The organism is Sorangium sp. So ce1504 (assembly GCF_051521635.1).
In the GTDB taxonomy this organism is placed as follows: domain Bacteria; phylum Myxococcota_A; class Polyangia; order Polyangiales; family Polyangiaceae; genus Sorangium; species Sorangium cellulosum_B.
Window position 1 is genome coordinate 7,553,460 of sequence record NZ_CP150365.1, and the last position, 23,667, is coordinate 7,577,126.

The 23,667-nt window shown below is 73.0% G+C and carries 19 protein-coding genes and 1 pseudogene; 8 read left to right on the forward strand and 12 right to left on the reverse strand.

Annotated features, from left to right (window positions below):
* Position 1: 1 nt before the first annotated feature.
* Entirely contained in the window at positions 2 to 1,174 is a 1,173-nt protein-coding gene (locus tag WMF39_RS28385) for an amidohydrolase family protein (protein WP_437739612.1), read from the reverse strand.
* A 63-nt stretch (positions 1,175 to 1,237) separates the two neighbouring features.
* Entirely contained in the window at positions 1,238 to 1,618 is a 381-nt protein-coding gene (locus tag WMF39_RS28390; protein ID WP_437739613.1) for a hypothetical protein, read from the reverse strand.
* Positions 1,619 to 1,869: 251 nt separating this feature from the next.
* Between WMF39_RS28390 and WMF39_RS28395 the strand changes: the two genes are divergently transcribed.
* Both WMF39_RS28395 and WMF39_RS28400 read left to right on the forward strand, forming a co-directional pair.
* On the forward strand, positions 1,870 to 3,723 hold the full coding sequence (locus WMF39_RS28395; protein ID WP_437739614.1) for a sigma 54-interacting transcriptional regulator: 1,854 nt from the start codon (positions 1,870 to 1,872) through the stop codon (positions 3,721 to 3,723).
* Positions 3,724 to 4,111: 388 nt separating this feature from the next.
* A complete protein-coding gene (locus WMF39_RS28400) occupies positions 4,112 to 4,267 on the forward strand; it encodes a hypothetical protein (RefSeq protein WP_437748149.1) in 156 nt (51 codons plus the stop codon).
* A gap of 457 nt (positions 4,268 to 4,724) precedes the next feature.
* Here the strand turns inward: WMF39_RS28400 and WMF39_RS28405 are convergent.
* The 4 genes and pseudogenes from WMF39_RS28405 to WMF39_RS28420 form a co-directional block, all read right to left on the reverse strand.
* Positions 4,725 to 5,168, reverse strand: a pseudogene (locus WMF39_RS28405) (NAD(P)-binding protein); the annotation flags it as partial.
* Positions 5,099 to 6,484 (reverse strand): hypothetical protein, encoded by a 1,386-nt coding sequence (locus WMF39_RS28410; protein ID WP_437739615.1) that lies wholly within the window; start codon positions 6,482 to 6,484, stop codon positions 5,099 to 5,101. The gene WMF39_RS28410 and the pseudogene WMF39_RS28405, both read right to left, overlap by 70 nt.
* A 508-nt stretch (positions 6,485 to 6,992) precedes the next feature.
* Positions 6,993 to 7,790 carry a sensor histidine kinase gene (locus WMF39_RS28415; RefSeq protein ID WP_437739616.1) on the reverse strand — a complete coding sequence of 266 codons (798 nt, stop codon included), beginning with the start codon at positions 7,788 to 7,790 and terminating at the stop codon, positions 6,993 to 6,995.
* Between the two features lie 453 nt (positions 7,791 to 8,243).
* A complete protein-coding gene (locus WMF39_RS28420; RefSeq protein ID WP_437739617.1) occupies positions 8,244 to 8,732 on the reverse strand; it encodes a GyrI-like domain-containing protein in 489 nt (162 codons plus the stop codon).
* A 75-nt stretch (positions 8,733 to 8,807) separates the two neighbouring features.
* On the opposite strand from WMF39_RS28420, the gene WMF39_RS28425 reads away from it, so the two are divergent.
* Together WMF39_RS28425 and WMF39_RS28430 are read left to right on the forward strand one after the other, a co-directional pair.
* Positions 8,808 to 9,578, forward strand: a complete 771-nt coding sequence (locus WMF39_RS28425; protein WP_437739618.1) for a MerR family transcriptional regulator — start codon at positions 8,808 to 8,810, stop codon at positions 9,576 to 9,578.
* Positions 9,579 to 9,800: 222 nt separating this feature from the next.
* Entirely contained in the window at positions 9,801 to 10,976 is a 1,176-nt protein-coding gene (locus WMF39_RS28430; RefSeq protein WP_437739619.1) for a lactonase family protein, read from the forward strand.
* A gap of 63 nt (positions 10,977 to 11,039) precedes the next feature.
* On the opposite strand, the gene WMF39_RS28435 is transcribed toward WMF39_RS28430, so the two are convergent.
* Positions 11,040 to 12,260 (reverse strand): Acg family FMN-binding oxidoreductase, encoded by a 1,221-nt coding sequence (locus WMF39_RS28435; protein ID WP_437739620.1) that lies wholly within the window; start codon positions 12,258 to 12,260, stop codon positions 11,040 to 11,042.
* 124 nt (positions 12,261 to 12,384) lie between these two features.
* Here WMF39_RS28435 and WMF39_RS28440 point away from each other — a divergent pair, with 124 nt between their 5' ends.
* Together WMF39_RS28440 and WMF39_RS28445 are read left to right on the forward strand one after the other, a co-directional pair.
* On the forward strand, positions 12,385 to 13,302 hold the full coding sequence (locus tag WMF39_RS28440; RefSeq protein WP_437739621.1) for a LysR family transcriptional regulator: 918 nt from the start codon (positions 12,385 to 12,387) through the stop codon (positions 13,300 to 13,302).
* A gap of 192 nt (positions 13,303 to 13,494) precedes the next feature.
* A complete protein-coding gene (locus WMF39_RS28445) occupies positions 13,495 to 14,415 on the forward strand; it encodes a transposase (RefSeq protein WP_437739622.1) in 921 nt (306 codons plus the stop codon).
* 60 nt (positions 14,416 to 14,475) lie between these two features.
* Here WMF39_RS28445 and WMF39_RS28450 read toward each other — a convergent pair whose 3' ends face one another.
* Genes WMF39_RS28450 through WMF39_RS28460 form a run of 3 tightly spaced genes read right to left on the reverse strand, consistent with a single transcriptional unit; the run spans position 14,476 to position 18,036 of the window.
* A complete protein-coding gene (locus tag WMF39_RS28450; protein ID WP_437739623.1) occupies positions 14,476 to 16,263 on the reverse strand; it encodes a hypothetical protein in 1,788 nt (595 codons plus the stop codon).
* Positions 16,250 to 17,089 (reverse strand): S8 family peptidase, encoded by an 840-nt coding sequence (locus WMF39_RS28455; RefSeq protein ID WP_437739624.1) that lies wholly within the window; start codon positions 17,087 to 17,089, stop codon positions 16,250 to 16,252. Before WMF39_RS28455 ends, WMF39_RS28450 begins: the two co-directional genes overlap by 14 nt.
* Positions 17,086 to 18,036, reverse strand: a complete 951-nt coding sequence (locus WMF39_RS28460; RefSeq protein ID WP_437739625.1) for a hypothetical protein — start codon at positions 18,034 to 18,036, stop codon at positions 17,086 to 17,088. Before WMF39_RS28460 ends, WMF39_RS28455 begins: the two co-directional genes overlap by 4 nt.
* A 206-nt stretch (positions 18,037 to 18,242) precedes the next feature.
* Between WMF39_RS28460 and WMF39_RS28465 the strand changes: the two genes are divergently transcribed.
* The gene (locus WMF39_RS28465) at positions 18,243 to 18,848 is read left to right on the forward strand and encodes a hypothetical protein (protein WP_437739626.1); all 606 of its coding nucleotides are present in this window, start codon (positions 18,243 to 18,245) and stop codon (positions 18,846 to 18,848) included.
* A gap of 37 nt (positions 18,849 to 18,885) precedes the next feature.
* Here WMF39_RS28465 and WMF39_RS28470 read toward each other — a convergent pair whose 3' ends face one another.
* On the reverse strand, positions 18,886 to 20,856 hold the full coding sequence (locus WMF39_RS28470; protein WP_437739627.1) for an ATP-binding cassette domain-containing protein: 1,971 nt from the start codon (positions 20,854 to 20,856) through the stop codon (positions 18,886 to 18,888).
* A 69-nt stretch (positions 20,857 to 20,925) separates the two neighbouring features.
* On the opposite strand from WMF39_RS28470, the gene WMF39_RS28475 reads away from it, so the two are divergent.
* Positions 20,926 to 21,600 (forward strand): hypothetical protein, encoded by a 675-nt coding sequence (locus WMF39_RS28475; RefSeq protein ID WP_437739628.1) that lies wholly within the window; start codon positions 20,926 to 20,928, stop codon positions 21,598 to 21,600.
* Positions 21,601 to 22,010: 410 nt separating this feature from the next.
* Here WMF39_RS28475 and WMF39_RS28480 read toward each other — a convergent pair whose 3' ends face one another.
* Positions 22,011 to 23,513: a pyruvate kinase gene (locus WMF39_RS28480; protein ID WP_437739629.1), complete on the reverse strand. Its 1,503-nt coding sequence runs from the start codon at positions 23,511 to 23,513 to the stop codon at positions 22,011 to 22,013.
* Positions 23,514 to 23,667: the final 154 nt, after the last annotated feature.

Here is a 23,667-nt window from a genome sequence, read left to right on the forward strand (position 1 = left end):
GTCATCCGTCGATGCCGTAGAAGCTGGCGGCGTTGTCCCAGAGGATCTTGCGGAGGCTCTCTCCGGGGAGCCTGCGGTGGAGCGCGAGCGCCCGCTCCACCATGCCTGCGTCGTGATCGATGTGGGGGAAGTCCGTCCCGAAGATCGCCCTGTCCTCGCCGAGCCATGGGATCGCCTGCTCCAGGCACGGCTCGTCCGGCTCGATCTCGATGAAACACTGGCGGCGGAAGTACGCGGACGGCTCGCGGCGGACGTGCGGCGCGACCTCCTCGGCCAGGCCCCGGTACTCGATCTCGTCGAGGCGCCAGAGCCAGTAGGGCAGCCACCCGCAGCCGGCCTCGAGGAAGGCCACCCGCAGGCCGGGGTGGCGCTCGAGCACGCCGCCCTCGATCAGCGCGAGCAAGGCCATCATCTGCTCCATCGGGTGCGAGCAGGCGTGCAGGGCGAAGCGGCTGCGGAAGCGATCGGCGCCGGCCGCCGGCAAGGAGGCGTGCGTGCCTTCGTGGATGGCGACAGCGATCGAGCGCCGCTCGCACTCGGCCCAGAACGCCTCATAAGCAGGGTCGCCCAGCGTCCGCCCCGCGACGGGGTTCGGCCGGAGCACGACGGCGCGGAAGCCGAGCGCGGCCGCGCGCGCGAGCTCGGGCACCATCTGCGCCGGATCGTGCGGGCTCATCAAGGCCACGCCACGGAGGCGCGAGGGGTCATGATCGCAGAAGCCCCGTAACCACGTATTGTACGCCCTGGCGAGCGCGCTCGCCAGCGCGGGCTCCAGCGGGGTCATGCCGAGGAGCGCCAGCGCGAGCGTCGGGTAGAGGAACGCCACGTCGATGCCCTCGCGATCCATGTCGTCGAGCTGCGCTCGCGGCTGCTCGAGCGGCCCGAGCGACGCGAGCGCCCCGAGCCGCCGGCGGCCGGCGGCGGCGATCGCGCGCCAGGTCCGCGCGCTCATCCGGTGATGGACCGGCCGGCCATCCACCATCGGCTGCGGCGGGAGCCGGAGCAGCCCCTCCGGCCCGAGGTGCGCCACGCGGTCGGCCAGGGGCTCGCCGTCGCCGGCGTACGCGAGGTACGGGGCGTGAGCGCGGAGCTCCGGCTCGAGGTGGGTCTTCCACAGAGAGAGCGGTTCGATCACATGACGATCCGCGTCGAGGATGCGATAGCCGTCGCGCACGGGACATCTCCTCTGATCTGGTGCCGCAGGTCAGACATCCGGCCAGGGTTCCGGAGAGAGAGTTCAACGCAAAGACGCAAAGTCGCAAAAATACATCACGTCGTCGCGCAGGTCGTCGCGCCGGACGGCGGGGTAATCGCCGAGCGCCCGCGCCAGGGCCCCGTCGTCGGGGAACAGGTAGGCCTCTCCGGCCAGGTCGGCGCGGTCCCAGCCGCGGGCCGGCGCGGGAACGCGGGGATCGAAGAGCTGATTGAGCTCGGTCGGCGCCCGCTGCACGCCGAGGCGGGCGTCGTGATGACAGCCGAACACGAGCGTGAGCCGGGCGAGCGGCCCCAGGAGGTGAACGTCACGGCCGCGGAGCATGGTGCGCTCACGCTCGCCGATCAGGAACATCGTCTCCTTGTCACCAGCGAGCTCGACGCCCAGGTGGTGCTTGAATTGCAAGGTGCGGCGGGTGCATTGGACGCGTTGGAGGCGCGGGGTGCGTGGGATGCGCTTCATGAACACCGGACCCTGATGGACAAGCTGGTGCGTCGCCGCCCGCCGGAGACGCCCGTGCTGGTGCGCAATTCAGCGTCAGCGAGCGCCTGCCTGGAGCGCGGGCGGGCGGGCTCGCCGGCGCACGCCGCGGGAGCGCGCGCGACGCGCCGCCCGCGAGCCCGGGGGCGAGGTCGTGTGAGAAGGGGGTGAGCAGCGTGGCAGTCATTCGCGAGACGGACATCGGCCCGGAGACAACGCCGCTGTCCAGCAGCTTCATCGATGCGATCCAGGGTGTCAGGCAGGACGATCGACGCGTCGCCCTGCTCGTCTACCACCGCGACGGCGCCGAGCGCGCCGTGCTGAGCCCGGGCGTGCCGGTCGTGATCGGCCGGGCGCCGCCGTCGCAGGTCCAGATCGGCGACGTCAGCCTCTCGCGCGAGCACGCCCGCTTCACCCAGTCCGGCGACAAGGTCGTCATCGAGGATCTGCGCTCGACCAACGGCACCTGGCTCGGCGGCGAGCGCATCACGCGAGGCGAGGTGAAGCCGGGCGAGGAGGTGATCCTCGGCAAGGTGGTGGTCGCCGTCCGCTCGATCACGGCGGCCGAGGACGAGCTGCCAGGGCTGATGAGCCACGAGCAGCTCCGCGTCGCCCTCGAGGAGGAGGTGAAGCGCGCGCGGTACTTCGGGCGGAGCTTCGCCGTCGTGATGGCCCGGGTCGCCCGCCAGCCCAGCGCCCACGTGAGCCACCTGTTCCCGCGTGTGCGGGCGCTGCTGCGCCCCGTGGACCGGATCGCGCTCTACAGCTCGGACGTGGTGGCGGCGCTGCTGCTCGAGGCCGGGGCCGAGGTGGCGCTCGACGTGGCGCGCGCGCTCGCCGCGCCGCCCGTGGGCGGGTCGCCCGTCGTGCTCGCGGGCTTCGCGACGTTCCCCGACGCGGGGACCGTGGCGGAGGAGCTGCTCGATCGGTGCTGGAGCGCCGTGCGCAGCGCGACGGTGGAGCAGCCGGTGCGCTCGGCGCCGGGCGGGACCTGGAAGAGCAGCCCGGGCCTTTGCCACGCCGAGCCGGTCGTCGTGGCCCCCGCGATGCGCCGCGTCTTCGAGATCGTCAAGCGGGTCTCGCGCTCGTCGATCCCGGTCCTCTTGCTGGGCGAGACGGGGACGGGCAAGGAGGTCGTGGCGCGGGCGATCCACGACAGCGGCCCGCGGAGCGGCAAGCCGATGGTGTGCGTCAACTGCGGGGCGATCCCGCAGCAGCTCGTCGAGAGCACGCTCTTCGGCCACGAGCGCGGCTCGTTCACCGGCGCGTGGCAGCAGCAGCGAGGGGTGTTCGAGGCGGCGGACGGCGGGACGGTCTTCCTCGACGAGATCGGCGAGCTGCCGGCCGCGGTGCAGGCCGCGCTCCTGCGCGTCCTCGAGACGCGGCAGGTGACCCGCGTCGGCTCGAACAAACCGATCGACGTCGACGCGCGCGTCGTCGCGGCGACCCACCGCGACGTCGAGGCGATGTGCGCGTCGGGCGCGTTCCGCAGCGATCTGTTCTACCGCCTGAACACGATGACGATGACGATCCCGCCGCTCCGGGCGCGCCCGGAGGACATCGAGCCGCTCGCGCTGCGCTTCCTCGACCAGGCGAACCAGGCGAACGGCCGGTCGATCCGCGGCTTCGACGCCGAGTCGCTCGCGCGGCTCCGGGCGTACTCCTGGCCGGGGAACGCGCGAGAGCTGCGGAACGCGATCGAGCGGGCCGTGGTCATCGCCGAGGGCGAGTGGATCGCCGAGGAGGATCTGCCGGAGCGCGCCCGGGCGGCGCCCTCCTCGGAGCCGGTGGCGGAGGGGGAGCTGCCGTACCAGGTCGGAGAGCTCACCGCCGCGCCCCCGGGCGGGGACTACCTGAAGACGCGGCTGCAGCGCTGCGAGGCCGAGCTGATCGTCGAGGCGCTCCGCAAGGCGAGCGGGAACCAGACGGAGGCGGCGCGCGCGCTCGGCATGCCGCTGCGCACGCTTGTGCACAAGCTCAAGACGCTCGGCATCAAGCGGCTCGGGTACGCGTCCCCCCGGGAGCCGTAGGGCGCGGGATCAGGGCACGGTCTGGACCGCGCTCTCGGCCGAGCGGAGCGCGCCCTCGATCCCCTGATAATCGCAGTAGGCCTCGCCACAGACATGAACGCTGCCGACAGGGGCGGCGCTGCCGGGGAGGTCGAACGCCCTCAGCCTCTCGAGGACCTCCCAGGACCTGACGCCTGGCCGCCAGGTATGGGCCCCCGCCCCGTAGGGCTCCCGGCTCCAGTCCCGGATGGCCCAGGGGCGGCGTGCGCGCCGTCCACCACGGCGCGTCCGTGACCAGGAAGCACTTGAGAGGCGGAAACCCGAAGACCGCGTCGAGATCCCGCTGGATCTCCCGGGAGAAGCAGCCGGCGAGCCGCATCAGGGGGCTGCGGGGCAAGGCGAGGATCACGTGCTTCGCGACGGCCTCCACCGTCTCCGCGCCGCGGGCGAACCGCAGGCGGATCTTCCCTCCTTCCGCTGCCGCGAGCGACGTGAGCGCGTGGCGAAGGTGGATGGCGACCTGCTCGGGGCGCCGCTCGAGCTCCCGCGCCAGGGCGAGGGGTAGCGCCCGGGAGCCGCCTTCGATGCTGACGAGCGAGGCGTCCCCCTCCCCCTCGCTGGACAGCGCGCGAAGCCAGAAGACGATCCAGTCCATGGCGTTGGGGTTCTCGGGAATCAGGTGGAAGAACGTGCCATGATCCCGGATCGCGAGCACGGCCCCGTGGCTGAGGACGTCGCTCAGCGCGTTCCAGAACCCCTGTTCGTAGAGGAAGGCGCCTCCCAGCCTGGCGCCGCGGCGCATGCTGGCATAGTCGTCCTCCGCGAGGCGCCTCAGCCATTCCCGGTGCTTCGCGTCCCTGGGGTCGTCCCGGGTTACCGGGGCTCGCCCACGGGGTGTCCTTCAAGATCCTCAGGATACCGAGCTTCATCAGCTCGAGCGTCGTGTGGGGGCGATGAGCGGGTCCGGCCTCGTCGGGGGCGAGGGAGAACCGCGGCCCCTGGACGGGCTCGGCCGCATAAGGGGTGAACGGCCTGGTCTTCAGGCCGAGCTCGTCGAGCAGCCCCATCAGCAGGCGCTGCCGGCGCTTCTCGAAACGCATGGGGCCGCACTCGGCGAGGAAACCATCGAGGTCGACCGTCTCGATCCGGCCCCCGAACCGCTCCGAGGCTTCGAAGAGCCCGACGGTGCGGCCGGGGTCCCGCCGGGCGAGGCGAAAGCTGCAGTAGAGGCCGGTGATGCCGGCGCCGACCACGATCGTATCGAACTCTTGCACGCGCGTCCTCCTCGGTTCCTGGACAGGGGGTAAGGCCGGCGCCCCGCCGGCCTCCGCAGCGCTGTCACGCGGCTGCCCGCTCGGCACAGGCGCCGCCCATCTCCACACCTTCCTGCGTCGTTTCATGGAACAGGAAGCGCCCCGTGGTCGCCTCGCAGACGGCCTGCCAGCCGCGCATCCGCCCGACGACATCGAACGAGAGCCCCCAGCGAGGCGTCTCGTCGATCACGCGCACGCCGAGGGCGTGCATCGGCAAGAGGGCGACCGGGGCCATGGCATGGAAGACGCTGAGGGCGGGCCGCGGACAGCCGGGCTTGGCGTGGACGCTCGCGGTAGCTGGCGCTCGAGAAGCCGAGCCCGTCGACCACCCGCTCGATCAGGCCGAGGCCCCGGATGCCATGATGGTTGATGGCCATGTAGAGGGGTGTCACCTCGTCCGTCGCCGCCTGGAAGGCCCTGGCCTGGGCAGCGAGCCCGGTGGGGATCCCGTCCGGGTGCCCGGCCACGGCGGCATAGAACAGCACCGCTTCGTCCTCGTCGGAGAGGCCGCAGTCCTTGATGAACATCAGCGATCTCGACTGGGCGGCGGCCGCCTCCCTCACCGCTTCATCCTCCGCGATCGAGGCGACCACCTCCGCGGCGCTGCGCTCGACGACGCTGCCCCAGTCCGCGGGCAGGTACGCGAGGGTATCGGCGACGATCACCTCGTCACGGACGCCGAGGCGGGGCAGATCGCGCCAGAGCTGCTCGAGGTGGCTCCGGACCTCGTCCGCGCAGAAGCCCATGTCGCGGGTGTGAAGGCACGTATCCGGCACGACGACCACGTGGGCGCCGCCAGGGTGGAACTCGCGCAGGACGCGCGCCAGCGCCGCTCGCATCTTGATACCGAGGAACTCCGCGAAATCGGGCCCCCGGCCGAACCTGCCTGTCTTGAGCGGTACTGGCACCTTGCCGCCGCCCTCCGGCATGGCCAGCACGATGGGCTCACCCGTCCGCACGATCCGCTCGAGCCTGGCGTCGAACTCGGCCATGTCGCGGGGGCACTCGAACCGGGTCTTGCTGGTCTGGATCGAGGCCTTCTTGATGATGGCCTTGAGCTGGGCGGCCCTGTCGTTGTGTCGAGCCCCTGCCTTTCGCAAGCAGTCCTCGAAAGGACGGATCGCCTGATCGAGCTCGCCGAGGAAGACGTCGATCTCGGCAGGCCCGGCGAAGCGGACCGAGGCCGCAGGTAGCCTGCTGCCGGACAGCACGCGCTGCTTCGCGGCGAGGAGCTCCGGCGCCTTGGCGAGGCCGGCGGCCGGCTGGGTCACGGCGCTCTGGTAGCGAGGGGCGGCGGTGCCGCCGCAAGCCTTCCTCTCCCCGCCGAGCTCCGCGAGGTCGGCGGGTCGCGCGCTCGTGGGATGACGCGCGCCGTGAGCCTCGGTGTTCTTCGCAGCCTCCGAGACGATGGAGGGGTGACCTGTGCCGAGCACAATGCTGATGAGGTCGCTGGTCGCTTCGATCTTCATGGTTCTCCCTGCGACGCGGGCGCCACGACGACGCCCCATCGATCGATCGGCGCCGCTTCGTTCGAGCATTCGTCGAACGCGGATTGCCTATCTGGCCCTAGCCCTCACGTGAGCCAGAGCACACCTCGTGCCGGCGGAGCTCACGCAGATTCACGGGGATATCGGCGCGCTGGCCGCGCGAGCGGGGATGAGCGCGCGGACCGCTACACGATCGAGCAATGGATTGCGTGCCAGGGAGGGCGCGCCCCGTCGTCGACGGGTGATGGCGTCCTCTGCGAGGCCGGAGATCACGAGATCTCGCGGCGAGCGGACAAGTCGCGCGGGCGCGTGCCTGCGCTGCCTCGCGCGGCGGACCTCGCGTGGCGGCGGCCGTCGGGCGCGCCGCGCGTGACCGGTGAGCTCACGTCGATGGTGGGGGACGCGCGGCGCCTCGCGGTGTGGGCGCGCGCTCGACGAGGGGATGGGGAGGGCGACGGCGTGTGGGCGGGCGTCGCAGGGAGCGACGGTGTCAGGGAGCGAGCGAGATGGCGGCGCGACTGGCGGGCTCGGGCTCGAGGGGGAGCTCGACCATGAACGTCGAGCCGCAGCCCGGCGAGCTCTCCACGCCGATGGTTCCGCCGTGAGCGCGCACGATCTCGCGCGCGATGTAGAGCCCGAGCCCGAGGCCGCCGAAGTGCACAACGCCGCCCGCGCGCTCGAAGCACCTGAAGATGCGGGCCTGGTCCTCCTCCGCGATGCCCGCGCCTCGATCGCGGACGAGGAGCTCGGCTCCGCCGGGACAGGCCTTCACCTCGATGGATATCGGCCGGCCGGCGCCGAACTGGATGGCGTTCTTGATGAGATGGAACACGAGGCGTCCCATCTGCTCCCGATCCCAGCGGCCGACGATGCCCTCCGGCGCGTCGATGGAGATCGTGGAGGACGGGGAGCGGAGCTCCACCGGGAGCTCGGCGATCACCTCCCGGACGAGCGCCCCGAGATCGACGGTCTCGCGCTCGGGATCGAGCGGACCCGATCGGAGCCGGATCGCCTGGAGCATGTCATCGCAGAGCCGGGTGAGCCGGTTGACCTGCCGGCCGACGACCTCGAGCGAGGCGACCCACGTTGACCCGTCCTCCGCCCGTTGCTCGCTCAGCCGCTTCATCCGCTGCACCTGCAAGTTGAGCGAGGTCAGCGGCGTCAGGAGCTCGTGCGACGCGAGCATGAGGAACTCGTCCCGAACACTGGCGCCTGCGTCGGGCTCGTAGCCGCGGGCGGGCCGGCGAGCTTCGGGGGTTCCAGTGAGAGGGGCGTTCGAGACGGACATGGTTCAACTCCCTTTGGAGCGTGGATGGACTTTCGCGATCGCGTCCAAAGCATCGGCGATGCCACGCGTCATCGCCCTGGGAGAAGCGCGGTTTCCGCGGCACCTCGCGCTGGATCCGGGCCGCCGAGGGCGCGGGTGCCGTGGCGCCCAGCGAACGGTTGCTCAGGTACGCAAGAAGCGGAGCCGGCGCCTGCGAGCGGCAATGCCAGGCTCGCCCGTCCGGGGTGGAGCGACCTGACCCAGGTTGGGGCAGCGACCCGACCCAGGTTGGGGCAGCGACCCGACCCCAGTGACCCGACCCAGGTTGGGGCAGCGACCCGACCCAGGTTGGGGGCAGCGACCCGACCCAGGTTGGGGCAGCGACCCGACCCAGGTTGGGGCAGCGACCCGACCCAGGTTGGGGCAATCCCATCCGAGGTTGAGCCATCCGGCGCGCCGCGTCAGTCCAGCGCGTCATGCGTCCAGCGGTTTCCACACCTCGTAGTCGAACCGCTCGTAGGGGGGCGTCACCCTTTGCCGACGCTCGTCGTACCGCTCGAGGCACCAGGCCCCCGCATCGACGCGCTTGCCCTGCGCCTCGATCCAGCGCGCCAGCCCCAGGTAGGTCGCCTCGATGGCCTCCGCGGTCCCCTCGACCCGGGCCATCGCGTAGGTCCGCGCCGGGATCACCAGCGGCTGCAACCCCTCCGGAAGCGCCCCGCCCGCGCTCACCTCGGTGCACACCCAGTACGTGTAGACGCCGTCGTTGCTCGCCCTCTGGTGATCGCTCTCCGGGAAGGCACCGTACAGCACGCTCCGGTCGACCCGGAGGGGAACGGAATCGAGGCGGTCGACGAGCTCGATCCATGCGAGGGGCACGCGATGACTGAGCTCACTGCGACGACCTACCACCTTGATGCCGGCCATCCGGAGCTCGCCCTGGCTCACGACGGAAACGTTCATGCGCTCTTCTCCTTGGAGACGACGCCCGAACCCTGCACCTTGAACCAGGTTGAAGCTCAAGGAAAAATCCGCCGCATGCTCACGATTTCCCAGTTCGCGGACCGCAGCGGGCTATCGCCGAGCGCGCTTCGCTTCTATCAACGCAGGGGCCTCCTTCTGCCCGCCGGCCGGCGCGCGAACGGCTACCGCGTGTACGCGGAAGGGCAGGTCGAAGAGGCCCGCTTCATCAGCAGCCTGCGCGCGGCGGGGCTCCCCATCGCGGAGATCCGCGAGTTCCTGCGCATGAGCGGCCGGTCGCGGGAGGCGATGCTCGCGACGTGGCAGCAGGACATGACGGCCCGCCTCCTCTCGCTCCAGATCGCCGATCAGTACCTGCGCGGCGTGACGTCGACGCAGATCCCGATACACCTCGAGCACTGGAAGGAGCCCTCGGTGCTGGTCTGGTTCCCGGCGACGGCGCCGGAGGGCCCGCTGGCCTTTCGCGCTGCCGTGACGGCGCGCAAGCGAGAGCTGGATCGCAGGCGCATTCCGGTGCTGACCAGCGGGTACGTCCGCACGCTGGACCTCGTGGACGGCCATCTTCATGGAGAGGTCGGGTTCCGGATCCGACCTGGGCGTCGGCTGCCGCAGGGGGCGCGGCGCCACGATGTGCCGCCGACGGTGTTCGCTACCCTGGAGTGCTCCGTTCGCGACGAGAAGGCCGCGCACCGCGTGTTCCGCCTGCTGCATGGGCTCGGCTTCCGGCCCGGGGAGCTCCACCTGGAGCGCTACCTGCCTGGCGCCCCGGACCGCTACCTGCTGATGATGGCCGTCCGGCGCATCCAGCCAGCCGCAGCGGCCGGGTGAAGGGCTGAGGCGCGCCGGAGCGGACCGGTCGATGGCGGCGAAACCGCGGAGGGGCTTCCGCGTAGCAGCGGATGAACCCGCCCGACGGAGCGCGCAGAGCCGCGCGCCCGCGAGCTCGGGGCGCGCCGTGCCCGTCGTCTCGACGGAGATGCGCCTCGACGATCGACGCACCGACAAGCCCGCGCCGCTGGGTTCGCGGCGCCATTCCCCAGGAGCTTTCTCATGTTTCGCAGCACGATGAGCATCACGGCCCTGAGCTTCGGTCTCTTCGCGGCGGGCGCGCCCGGCGACGCCATCGCGCACGGCAGCGGCGTCCACCGGCACGGCCAGATCTTCGTCATGACCAACGCCGGAGACGGCAACTCCGTGATGGCGTATGACCGGGCGGCGGACGGCTCACTCTCGCACGCCGGCACGTACGCGACCGGAGGGCTCGGCGCGCCGACCCGGCCGATCAACGCGCTCGGATCCCAGGGCTCGCTCGTCCTCAGCGAGGACGGAAAGCTCCTGTTCGCCGTGAACGCGGGCAGCAGCGAGGTGTCGATGTTCCGCGTCGGCCCGCACGGCCTGACGCTGCTCGACGTGGTCGACTCGGGCGGCGACTTCCCGGTGAGCGTCACCTCGCACGGCGACCTGCTCTATGTCCTCAACGTGGGTGGCGAAGGCAACATCGCCGGCTTTGAAGTGAACCCGTGCGGCGAGCTCGTCCCGCTCGACGGATCGAACCGCGGCCTCGGCCTCGGCGGCACGACGCCGCCGTCGCTCGGCGCGACGCCGGGTCAGATCGGCTTCTCTCCCGACGGCGAGGCGCTGGTCGTGGCGGGCAAGGGGTCCAATCAGCTCCACGTGTTCCCCATGAGCGGCCGCGGACTGCCCAGCGACGCGCCGGTCACGACGATCTCCAGGGGCCTCGTCCCGTTCGACTTCGCCTTCGATCGTCGGGGCCATCTCGTCGTGGCGGAGGTCGGCGGCGACGGCGTGCCCGCGACCGGCGACACGAGCGTGGTGTCCTCGTATAAAATCGGGCCCGACGGGAGCCTCGCTGTCATCAGCGACACGGTCGACACCTTCCAGCGGGCGACCTGCTGGATTGCCGGCGCCCCTGGGAGCCGCTATGTCTTCACGGCCAACACGGGCAGCAATACGCTCTCCGGGTTCCAGGTCGACGCCCGGGGCGCGCTGACGCTGCTCGACGACGGCGTGTCCGCCTCGTTCCCCACCGGAACGGCGCCGATCGACCTCACGATGACGCGCGACGGCCGGTTTCTGTACACCCTCAACGCGGGCACCGGGACGATCGCGGCATTCCAGGTGAGCCGCGACGGCGGCCTGATCCCACGCGGGGAGGCGGGTGGATTGACGCCCGGCGGCGGCGCCCAGGGCATCGCCGTGCGGTGACGGTCGTTCCTCGGCGTCCAGGGTTTGCCGCCCTCGGCCAGCAAGCCAGCCGGGGCGCGGCGCTCACGCGGCGCGGATCACCGCCTCCGCGGCGCGGCGCGGGCCGCACACGCCCTCTCGCTCCGGAAAGCCCAGCCGGAACGCGAAGGTGAGCTGCCGGTCGCCTGGACCCAGCGCCTCGGTGAACGAGCGCTCCATCGCCGGCGCTCGTCCGAGCATACGCTCCCGGTCGATGACCTCCGGCACCTGGTTCAGCGGGTGCATCGCGATGCCGCGCGCGGTCGCCCAGAGATGCATGCGTTGCCACAGGCGCCCGGCGCGGAGCGTCGCGCCCAGGTCATAGCGGTCGCGGACCGCGATGACGCCGATGGCGGGATCGCCGGCGAGGTGGACCTCGCGGGTGACACGGAGCCAGTCGTCGTGCATCTGTTCCGCCGACGGGCGCGGCAGCAGCTTGACCGCCGCGGTGAGCAGCGGACCGAGCCCCATCACATCGAGGGTCAGCCCGTCCCTATGGCTCGGTACCGCCTCCGGCGCCAGCCGGAACCACGCGTCGCTGTCCCGCACCATCGCCGCGTCGCGGACGATGGTCTCGGTGGCGCGCAGCGTGTGAGCGGCGAAGCTCTCGCGCTGATCGGGGTGCTCCAGCCAGACGACCTCACCATCGGAGCCCGCTTCGCTCAGGCGCGAGAGCTCCTGGAGCGCCGATACAGGCACGCGCTGCGCCTTGTACGGGCCGCGGTTCGTGTGTCGCCGTGCGATGACCTCCGCGAGCGGGGACGCCGCTGCGCCTGGCTCGATACGGACGCTCGCCACCCGGATCGCCCGCGGCGCCGCGCGCTCGAGAGCGCGAGATCCCTCCGGGTCGGAGCCCGGCAGAGGGCCGGCTTCGAGCTCAACGCGGGGCGCCCATCCCATCGAACCCGCCGCGAGCGCCAGGTTCTCTATCGCGCAACCGAGCCCGATGTGCATCTCGCGCAGGAACGGATCCATGGTGCCGAGCGATCGAGACCTGTCCGAGAACACGTCGATGCGATCCGGGTGGACCTCGAACAGCCAGGGTTGCGTGTTGTGCGGGCTCGCGGCGAGCACCGCCGCGCGCACGAGCTCGGCGAGCTCGCCGCCGCGCTGCCCGCGGAACGCGGTCCAAGGGGCGAACGGCTCGCCCGTCCGATCGTCGAACACACCCCGGCCGGCAGCGTACCAGCCCGCTCCCGCGGCCACGGCGAGCGTCGCGACGCCTTCCAGCAGGCGCCGCCGCGAGACCTTGAGTTTCCTCTCCATGATGCGCTCCATCCTCCAGAGGACGTCAGACCGGGCTCCGCGAGCGACGGCCATGCGCAGAGATTGAGGCGGCACGAACGATTAGTACAGGATATCGCTCTAATATTGTATATTAGTATGTCTAATGCTCGAGGCTCTCCCCGACGACCTGAATCTCCTGCTCGCGCTTGACGTGCTGCTGCGCGAGCGGCACGTAACGCGCGCGGCGAAGCGGCTCGGCATCACGCAGTCTGCTGCGAGCCAGCGGCTCGGGCGGCTGCGCGAGTTCTTCGGCGATGCGCTGCTCGCTCCGGGGCGGCCGCTGCTGGCCCTCACGCCGCGCGCCGAGGCGCTCGCCGATCCGCTGGCACAGGCGCTCGCGAGCTTGCGGGCGGCGGTCCAGGCCGGCGCGCCGTTCGACCCAGCGACGTCCGAGCGCCGCTTCGTGCTGCTCGGCAACGACCTGCTGGAGGCGGTTGCGCTGCCGCGGCTCTTGCCCATGCTGGCGCGCGAGGCACCGTACATCACGGTGCAGGTCGACCGCGCCGAAGCGGACTTCGCGAGACGGCTCGAGCGGGGAACGGCGGATCTGGCGTTCGTCCCGGAGTTCCTCGTGCCCCCGTCATCACGACAGCTGCGCTTGCCGGAGGAGGGATTCGTGACGCTGATGCGCAGGGACCACCCCGCAGCGTCACGGCGGCTGACCCTGGAGCGCTACCTGGAGCTCGGGCACGTGCTGATCGCTCCGCACGGCATGCCGGGCAGCCTTGTCGATCGCGCGCTGGAAGCTCGTGGGCGGCGGCGGCGGATCGTCGCGCAGGTCCAGCACTTCGTGACGGTGCCTTTCCTGATCGCGGCCTCGGACCTCGTGGTGACGTGTCCAGCGACGGTCGCGGCGGTGTCGACGCCCTTCGGCCTACGCGCGGCCCGGCCCCCCGTCGAGCTCGGCGTGGACCGATCTTCGGCTGTCTGGCACGAGCGCGTGCACGACGATCCAGGCCATCGCTGGCTGCGCTCCTGGCTCAGCAAGGCGATCCGCGCGGGCGCGACCCAACCAGGTTGACCTGACCCAACCAGGACCCAACCCAGGTTGACCGGAAGGGGAAACCCGACCCACCCAGGTTGACCCGACCCGCCGGGTGACGGAGCACGGTCCGCCATGGCGCCGCCACCTGCAGGCATGGGTAAGTACTTGGTAAGTACTTGAGATCGTTCACCACGATCGCCGGCACGGCTCTTGGAATTCTGCCCGACCATGAGCCAGCCCCGCCAGATCGCGCCCGGCGCAACCTACCTGATCACCCGTCGCGTCCTGCGCCGGCATCTCCTCTTCCGCCCCGACGCAGCCATCACTCAGCTCTTGGTCTACGCCCTCGCGGTCTCGACCCACCGCTACGGCATCGAGGTCCATGCGCATTGCGCGATGTCGACGCACCTGCACCTCGTCGTGACCGACGTGAACGGCGTTCTGCCGCGCTTCCTGCAGTTCTTCCATCGCATCGTCGCGCTCGGCACGAAGGTGCTCCGCGCGTGGGAAGGGCCGGTATGGGATCATGAGGCCACGAGCGTGGTGCGGCTGCTGACACACGCGGCGGTCGTGGAGAAGATCGCCTATGTCCTCGCAAACCCTGTGGCCGCTGGACTCGTCCCGCATGCGCATGAGTGGCCGGGCGCCAAGGTGAACGTGGGCGAGATCGGCCGGGGCGTGTTGTGCGCGGCGCGTCCCGCCGCATACTTCGACCCCAAAAATCCACAGTGGCCGGAGGAAGCAACGCTGTCACTCACGCTGCCGCCGACCATCGAGCATGACAGCGCGGAGGACTTTCGCCATGCCATCGCCGCCGAGCTCGAGAGGCAAGAATTGCAGGCGCAAGCGGAGGTGAAGCAGCGAGGGCGCCGCTTCCTCGGCGCCGAACAAGTCGGCAAGGTCTCGCCCCATGAGCGCATCACGAGCCTCGAGGCGTCGCGCGCTGGAAATCCGACGTTTGCTGTCGGCCGCAAGCAGGGTGACGCGTGGCGCGCGGCTCGTGCCACTGTACGCGGGTTTCGCGCCTTGTACCGCGCGGCGCTCGAGCGGTGGCGTGCCGGCGTGCGCAGCGTGGTATTCCCGGCAGGGACGTGGTGGATGTGCACGTTTCACGGCGCCAATATGGCCGATGTTGCGCTCACGATGTAGGTACTTCGAGGGTAAAAGGGCAGGGACAACCTGGGTGAGGTAGCGCGCGCGGCTCGCGGATCAACCTGGGTGGCACGGGTTGTTCGTGACGACGAATCCCAGTGCCTCCACGCTCGCGCGAGCGTCGCCGTCCCAGCCGAGCTGCGGATCTAGGCGAAGCTCGCCCGGCGCGAGCACGGCGGGCAGCGCCATCAGACCAACGAGCTCGACCGCATCGAGCTCCGCGCCAGTGTCGCCCGCGAACGGCGGACACAGCACGCGCCCTGCCGGCGCGAACGCCAGCGCTGCGCGCAGCGGCTCGCTCAGCGTCGCGCGCAGCACGGCTAGATCGTTGCCGATGGTGGCTGGCGTGGCAGCCGCCGGCCAGATCCATACCGTGAGGCCGGGCAGGTCGGCCACGCAGACCGCCATCGCGCGCTCGGGGGGGAGCGCGCGGCCACGGGCACCGAGGGGCGATGCCGCGATCGCGGCGACGATGAGCCCCGGCCGGGCGAGCGTCAACGCCGCGAGCCGACCGAGGTTGCGCTGAGCCGCCATCCGGCGAGCGGCGATCGCGGCAAGGTGGTCGGGACGATCGTAAACGAGCTCGACCTCGCGCTGCATCGCCACGTGAGGCGAGGTCTGCGCCGCCGCGGCAAGCGCCCGCTCGCGGGCCCCGCCGTCCGACGTTGGCCCTCCCCTCTCTGGCAGCGGCGCGGATTCCTCGATTTCCAGACGCTCCCGGAGGAGCTGCGCCACCCGCGAGGACAGACCCAGGGAGCCGAGCGACCAGGCAGCGGAGAACCAGTCCGCCGGCTCCGCGAGCGCGAGCGCCTCGGTCGAGGCGCGATCCCAGGCGGCAAGCGCCTCTCCGAGCGGAAGGCCGAGCGCGCGGAAGAGCGCGCCCGCCTCATCCAGCGCCGCCGCCGCGCCCGGATCGCCGAGATCCCGCCGCGCGCGCCCGATCGCCCTCGAAGCGTAAGCGACCCAGGTTCGGAGTGGCGGCGCGGTGTGCTCGGCAATCTCGCGGGCGGAGGTCGCGAGCGCGAGGGCGTCGTCGGCGCGGCCGAGCTCGAGCGCAAGCTCGGAGAGGAACGTGAGCGCGCGCGCGCGGCCGAACGCGTCGCCGAGGCGCGCGCACAGCCACTCCTGTCGCTGGAGCGGGGCTCGGGCGCGCTCCAGGGCGCCGAGGCCGAGCGCCGCCGCGCCGAGCTGGCCGCAGGCGATCGCCTCGCCCACGGAGTCGCCCCGGCGGCGGTGGAGCTCGGCCGCGTGCTCGAGCAGCGCCTCGGCCGCGCCGTGCGCGCCGAGGGTCACGTAGAGCGTGCCGAGCGAGTTCAGGATCTGCGCGCGCTCGCCGAGGAACGGCTCCGAGCGGCGCAGCGCCGACAGCAGCGTGCGCTGCGCAGCCGCCGCGTCGCCGAGGAGCCGCTCGGCCGTACCGCGGTAGTGGACGGCGACGACCGCGGCGCGGCGTCCGGGATCGCCTGCGGCCGCGATGGCGTCGAGCTCCTCGATGGCGGACGCACAGGCCGCTCGGACGTCGCGGCGCAAGCGCGCGAGCGCCGCCTCGCACCGCGCGAGGTCCCGGGCCTCGGCGGCCCCTCCTCGGTCGAACGCGGCGACAGCGCCCTCGAGGTGCAGCACGGCCGCGTCCAGCGCCCCCTCACGCAACGCGAGCGCGCCGCGCCCGAAGCCGAGCGCCGCCGCGACGAGCGGCCCGCCATCAAGCACCGCCGCCGCAGGATCGCGGCCGACACCGAGGAGCGCCTCGACGCGGTCGAGCTCGGCGCGGACCTCTGCGCCCGGCGCGCTCCGCAGCAGCCGCGACAGCGGCGACACGCTGTCGATCGGATCAAGCGGGAGCACCGCGCTCCTCCACCGCCTCGCCGCGCGCTCCGCGCGCGAGCCCGTGCAGCGCCGCCTTCACCGCCTCGATCGAGAGCTCCGGCCACGCGGCGCGGATGCGCGCGACGTGCGCGGTCACGTGGGGCGCAGCGAACGACGTACCGGTCCAGCGCCGCTCGCCGCCGCCGGGCGCGGGCGCGAGCACGTCGTCACCGGGCGCGAGGATCTCGTGGTCGAGCGTGAGCTCGCTCCGGAGCGCCTCCGGGTCCTGGAAGGCCCCTCTGCCGACGCCGATCAGCGACTTGAAGCGCCCTGGATAGGTGCGGAACGCCGCCGCGTTCGGGCCGGCGGCCACGAGCACGACCTCCGCGGTGTAGGCGGCGTCCGCGACCTCGTAGAGCTCGACCAGCGAGCGGTAGTCGCCCGGGCGGAGCGGCGCGTTCTTCGGGATGTCGATGCCGAGGCTCAGGTTGACCACGGAGAATCGCTCGCGGACGCAGAAGCGCAGCGCGGCGACGAGCCCGTCACGCGAGCACCGCCCGTCATCGCCGAGCGCACGGACGCTCGTGATCTCGGCCGCGGGCGCCATGCGGTGGACGATGCCCGCGCACGCCGTCCCGTGCCCGCTGAGATCTCCCGGAGCGCACGGCGCGACCCCGTACGCGCCACCGGCAGCGCCGCGCTGGACCAGGGCGACGTGCCGCAGCACCGCTGCGCGCAGCGCGGGGTGCGAGGCATCGACGCCGGAGTCGATCAGCGCGACGCGCACGCCGGCGCCGCTCCGCGCGCCCGGGCGTGGCGCGCCGTGGGGCTCGCCGCCCGGTCCTGCCGGAGAAGCCGTGGTCACGCGGAGCTCCCCTCCCCCGCGGAGGCCGGCTCCCCTGCATCGCCGGCGCCGCTCGCGTAGGCGTCGATCCGCGCAAGGAGGTCGAGGGCCAGGCGGGCCTCCGCCTCGCCGCGCTCGGCGAGCCTGCCCACCACCGCGGCGAGCTCCAGGCGGCGGCGGTACTCGGGCGTGAGGCGCAGCGCGTGGATGTGCCGCTCCAGCGCGGCGCGGAGCGAGGTCGGCGGCGGGGCCGCCCCTTCCGGGATGGGAGGTTCCGCGCCCGAGGCTGCGCGCCCGCCCGGCCCCGCCGCCGGCTGGCCTGGCGCCTGCGCGAGCAGGTCCGGCATCGCGCGCGCGAAGAGCTCGAAGACGACGCGCTCGGTGCGGAACGACTCCACGGTGAGCGCGAGGACCTCGGCCAGCCGCTCGGCCAGGTCGAGCTCCCGCCCGCCGAGGGGCGCCTCGTGCGAGAACAGCGCGGCGCCGCCCACGGTCGCTGCGCCGACGCGGATCGGCACGAAGATCGCGGACGCCGGCGCGGCGGCCAGGAGCGGCCGGAGCGGCGCGATCATCGGATCGCCGTCGGACAGCTCCACCGCGTGCCCGCCGCCGCCACCGAGCAGGTACGCGAACGGGGTACCGCTCGGCGGCAGCTCCGCGCCCGGGGCGCGGAAGCCGACCACGTCAGCGACGACGGGGACCGTGAGCCGCCCGAGCGTTTCCATCTCGAGCGCGACGAGCGCCTCCGAGCACGGCATCGCGAGGCACGCGAAGCGCAGGTGCTCCCCGAGCCCGCGCACCCGCGCCTCCACCGCGCCGAGGAGCGCCGCCGACTCGACGGTCGAGAGCAGGTCGCGGAGGCGCGCCGTGAAGGGCGCGAGCGGCGAGCGCAGCGCGTGCGGGTGGGGCGGGAGGGCCCGCGCCGGGGCGGGCGGGACACCCGGCGCGGAGCGGTCGGCGAGCGGCATGGGCCGACGATGCTACCGCCGGACCGCGCCGGAGCGAACCGCCATGACACCCGTGGGATCCGGTTGACGTGCCCAGCTCCTCTCCTAGCATGCAGCGACATGCGGCGATTCGGCTGTCCGGCGCACCGTCCGAAGCGTTCGTCCGAGCGCGCGGCCGATCGAGCGCGATCCACGGCCGCGAGGCCCCTCGATCCGGCGCGGGCGCGATGAGCCCGCCCGTCCGCGAGGGACGGCGCCGCCTCGCCGTCGTCCTGTGGGGTGTCCTTGGTGTCGTGGCCGTCCTGGTCGAGGCCATCTGTCGTCTCGGCGCGACGGCGGCTCGCATCCTGACGGGGCACACGCTCACGACGGGCCAGCTGGTCCTGCTCGCGGCCTGGACGGTCACGATCGCCTACTTCGAGGGGTACCGCGGCTTTCAGCAGCGCTTCTCGCCGCGGGTCGTCGCGCGCGCGCTCCACCTCGCCGAGCACGGGCGGCCCCTCCACGTGGCGCTGGCGCCGCTCTACTGCATGGCGCTCCTCCACGCGACGCGCCGCCGGCTGATCGCGACGTGGGCGCTCGTCGCAGGCATCGTGGCGCTCATCCTGCTCGTGCGGCAGATGCCCCCGCCCTACCGCGCGATCGTCGACGCAGGCGTCGCCTTCGCGCTCGCCTGGGGAGCCGTATCCATCCTCGTCTGGCTCGCGCGGGGGCTCGCGGGCCGCCCGCTGGGAATCTCGGCGGACGTGCCCGAAGAGGCGCGCGGCGCTGCCGTCGACGCCGAGCATCTCGCCCGCCAGGCCGCGCGGGCAGGCGGTCCCTGCGATCCGTGACCTCCGCGCGAGCGGGGTAACCGCGCGCGCCTCTTCGTCAGCCCGCCGCCGACCTCGCGGATCGCTGCAGCGCCTCGGCCAGAAGCGAACGATAGAGCGGCGAGCTCTCGCGGAGGGATTCGTGCGTGCCCACCGCCGCGACCCGACCGCCGTCGAGCAGCACGTTGAACGTCGACCTGAGGAGGTGCGGCGCGTGGGTCACGACGATGGCCGTGCGCCCAGCGGCGACCTCGCACGCCGTGCGGAGGATCGCCTCGGCGGTGGCGCCCGGCAGGCCCGCCTCCGGCTCGTCCAGCACGAAGACCCGCGGCTGGCGCAGCAGCACCCGCGCGAGCAGCAGCCGCCGCGCCTCACCCCCCGACAGGCTCGGCGGTGAGGCGCGCACCTCCGTCGCGAGGCCGCGCGCGGGCCGCGCCTCGCCCTCCGCCGGCGGCGCGCCTGCGAGCTCGTCGAGCTCCACTCGAAGGAGCGCCTCGCGCATGCGCTCCTCCGTGGGCGCGGGCTCGAGGCCGAGCGCCAGGTTGTCCGCGATGCTCCGCTCGAACAGCCGCGCCGATTGCCCCACCACGCCGAACAGCCGCGGGAGCTCCTCGGGCGGGATCTGCCGCAGATCCACGCCACCCACGGCGATCGCGCCCGACGACGGCTCGTCGAGGCGCAGGAGCAGGCGCAGGAGCATCGACTTGCCGCTGCCGGAGCGACCGCAGACGCCGACCACCGCTCCGGCGGGGATCGAGAGCGACACGCCATCGAGGACGGGGCGGCTCGCGCCCGGCGGCGTGAACGTGACCCCCTCGAAGGCGATCGACAGGGGGCGCCTCGCCTCGCCGTCCAGCTGCACCGCGAGGCCGCCGGAGGGGCGCGGCGGGTGCTCGGGCAAGCGCAGCAGCGCGAGCGTCGCGCGCAGCAGGGGGGCGCGCTCGATGAAGCCGGCGCGGAGGGCGTCGAGCGCCTCGAGGCGCGCCATCAGCAGCGGCACCACGAGCAGGAGCTCTCCGACCTCGCCCGCGCCGGCGACCCCGCGAGAGGCCGCGAGCGCGGCGACGATGACGAGCGGCGAGAGCGCCGCGAGCGTGCCCTTGATCTGGCCGGAGACGGCGAGCGCCTGGCCGAAGCGGCGGCGCGCGTCCGCGACCCGGCGCGCGGCCCCGGCCAGCTCTCCCTCGGCCTGGGCGCGCGCGCCGAGCAGGCGGAGGTCCTCCGCTCCCGCCAGCGCCTCGCCCACCGCGCCGAAGACGGCCGTGTCGGCGTGCTGCATCTCCCGCATCGCGCGCGCCACGCGGCCCGAGGCCCGGTCCGCCGCGAGGCGCGAGGCCGCGAACAGCGCCGCGCCGCCCGCGAGGACGAGCGCCATGCCGCTCGAGACCAGCGACCCGGCCAGGACCGCGAGCGTCGCGAGCGCCTGGGGCAAGCCGGTCGCGACGGCGATCGCGAAATCGGCGACGAGGCCGGCGTCCCGCGCGATCGCGAGCCGCACGACCTCCGCGCCCCGGACGGGCGGCGCGGGCCCGGCGCTCGGCGGCCGCGGCGCGGGCCCCGCCGCCTGCGCCGCGATGAGCGCGCGCCCGGCGGCGTCCACGTCGCGAGGCGAGGCGTAGAGCGCCGCGCGGAAGAGCGCGACGCGGAGCGCGGCGGTGAGGTCGCCGCCGAGCTCCGAGCTCTTCCGGCCCGAGAGCACCGCCAGGGAGGCGGACACGAGCGTGGCGCCGAGCGCTGCGAGGACCACGGCCGCCGGCGGTGCGCCGGCGAGCAGCCGGGCGAGCGCGCCGCCGATGCCGCCCGAGGGCGGCGCCTCGCGCCCGGAGACGGCGCCGAGGGCCACGCCGGCGATCGCCGGGAGCAGGCCGGACAGCGCGCCCGCGAGCGACGACAGCGCCACGACGAGGGCGAGGCGCGCGGCGGCCCTGGAAGAGGCGCCTCGCAGGCCTCCCGATGACGACATGGGCGACACGCTCCCCTCGCGCAGCGAGCAAAGACCGATCCGCAGGATCGCGAGGAGCGCGCGCATCGACGTGCGATGCCACGGTACACTGCCGACGCCGTTGCGCGCGACGCGCATTCGATCGACCCTCTCCTCGTGCGCACCGCGCTCGTGGCCCTGCTCCCGCTGCTCGCGGCCTGCGAGCGCCCGCCGCCCACGCCGCCGGCGAGGGCCGACGCCGGGGCGCTCACCCCCTGGGCGCGCGGCGGCGCCGCGTCGCTGGACGACCGCGGCGCCCGCCTCCGGACGGACAGCGCGCCGGCGGTGGGGTCCGTCGAGCCGGATGCGCTCGAGGAGATCCTCGCCGCCGCGCGGGAGGTCGCCCCCAGGCCGGCCGATGGCGTGAGCATCGCGAAGATCGGCACGAGCACCGGCCTCCCGGCGCCTTCCGCGCTCCCGCCGGAGCCGGCGCCCGCCCCCACCCCTGCCCCCCGCTCGCGCGTCGAGATCGGCGCGCCCATGGTGCAGGCCAACATGTCGAGCCCGGCGATCGAGAAGGCGGCGCGGGCGCAGCTCTACTGGGACCTCGTGCAGCGCTGCCGCGGCCCGGGCGGGAGCCTGCTGCCGCCTGACGCCATCCGGGTGGAGTTCAACGTCGACGCCGAGGGCTATATCGTGGTGCCGACGATCATCGGGAGTGCGTCCGACCCCCGCTACGACGAGGCGGCCACCTGCATGCGGCGGGAGCTGTCGGGCGCAGCGTTCCGCGCGCCGGCAGGCGCCCGCGGGCTCCCAACCCGGGTCGACGCCACCGTGCCTTCGGTCGACTGAGCCGGAGCGGATCCGGCGGGCGTGCTGGCTGCTAAGTCAGCGGATCCGGCGGGCGTGCTGGCTGCCAACTCCGGGCTCCCCGCCCGCAGACCGCCGACCCGGGCTCGGGGCTACCCCCCGGGGCTCCGGGGCTACCCACCCGGGTTGGGTCATCCGGGTTGGGTCGTCCGTGGCTACCCACCCGGCTACCCACCCGGGTTGGGTCGTCCGGGCCGCCGACCCAGGTTGGGTAGGTTGGGTCGGGGCTACCCACCCAGGTTGGGTCAACCGGGGTCAACTGCCGACCGCTGAAAGCGGAAAGCGACTGCTGAAAGCGGAAAGCGAACCCGGGTCGGTGCGCCCAACCTGGACGCCCAACCCGGGTCTCGCCCTCCCTCAACCCGGGTCGGGTCAACCGGGGTTGGGTCGCCTCAGTCGAGGCGTGAGACCCCGAGCGATCGCATGAGCGCCCGTTTCTTGTCCTGGTGCTCCTGCATCCGGCGGAGGACGTCGACCACGAACGCGACCGTCGCGACGATGTTCTCGCCCTGGTTGAGCATCACGCACTCCGCGCGCGAGCTCATCGCCGCGTCCGTCACCTCCCCGCGGGTCGGCACGCCGGTCTTGTTCAGGCTCTCGAGCACCTGCGTCGCCCAGATCGCGGGGACCAGCCCGGCCTCGCAGAGCCACAGGAGCTCCTCCTGGACCTCCGCCAGCCGCATGAACCCCATCTCGACGGCCATATCGCCGCGCGCGAGCATCACCCCCACCTGCTCGCTGCGCATCGCCGTGAGCAGGAGCCTCGGAAACTGCGCGAACGCAGGTGTCGTCTCGATCTTGAGGACGATCCCGAGGTGAGCGGCCCCACGCGCGGCGAGCTCCGCCTGGAGGCGCTCCACATCGGAAGGAGACCGAACGAACGAGAGCCCCACCATGTCCGCGTGGCGCGCGATGAAGTCGAGATCCTCGAGATCCTTCGGCGTGAGCGACGGGATCCCGAGCTCGGTGTCCGGAAAGTTCAGGCCCTTTCCAGGCTTCAGCTTCACGGAGCCCTGGCGCGCGAAATCCACCTCCACGAGCGCGGCGCCTTTGGTCACGAGCTTGACCGTGCCGCCGAGCCGCCCGTCGTCGTAGAACACCCGGTGCCCCGGCCGGAGGTCGTCGACGATCTCCGGGATGGTGCACCCGAGCGCGAGCACCTCCCCCGCGCCGGTGCTGCCCGCCGAGGGGCGCGCCCGCTTCACGTCCTTGCAGAGCCAGAGCCAGGGCCGCTCACCCCGCTCGGACAGCGTGACGCGCGCCGGATCCCCGTCGATCTTGCTCACGCGCGGGTTGGGCCCGGCGATGTCGCAGAGGACCTTGCACCGCACCCCGGTCTCCCGTCCCGCCTCCCGGAGCCGCTCGATGAGCCCGGCCCACGCGCCCGCGTCCTCCTTCGCGCAGTTGATCCGCGCGACGTCCATCCCTCCCTCGAGCAGCCGCTTCAGCTCCCCCTTCCGCGCGTCCCCGGGCAGCGTCACCATCACCCGCGTCGTTCGCCCCTGGCGCCCCTCCCCGAGCAGCGCCCGCGCGTGCTCCTCGAGCAGCGCGCCTCCCGACGCGAACGTGGTGGGCGACTCGCCGGGCGGCCGCACCTCGGGGCGCCGCGCGAGCGCGTCGAGCGCGCCGCGCACGGCGTCGAGGGAGGCCAGCGCACAGCGCTCCAGGCGCCCCAGCGAGCTCAGCCCGAGCGAGGCGAGCTGCCGTTGCAGGTCGCGGATGTCCTGCTGCCGGACAGCGAGGTAATGCAGCAGGTTCGTCGCTCCCGCCCGGTGCTTCGGGTGCACCGCATCGACGAGGTGCCGGTTTCGCAGCTCGTGCTCGATGGCGCTCGCCCGCAGCGCCTCGACGGCGGCGAGGGCGCGCTCGACAACCTGCAGGTCGGGATAAACCATGGCGCGATCTCCTCCGGGCCCCGGCGCGCGGGCCCTCGCGTCCGCTGCAGCGCGCCGATGAGTCGAGTCCAGCACCGCGCGCAAGGCCAGTCCAGCGCCCCACGCCGGAAGAGCGCCGGCGAGGGCAGGACGTCTCCGTTCCTCCACAGCAGCG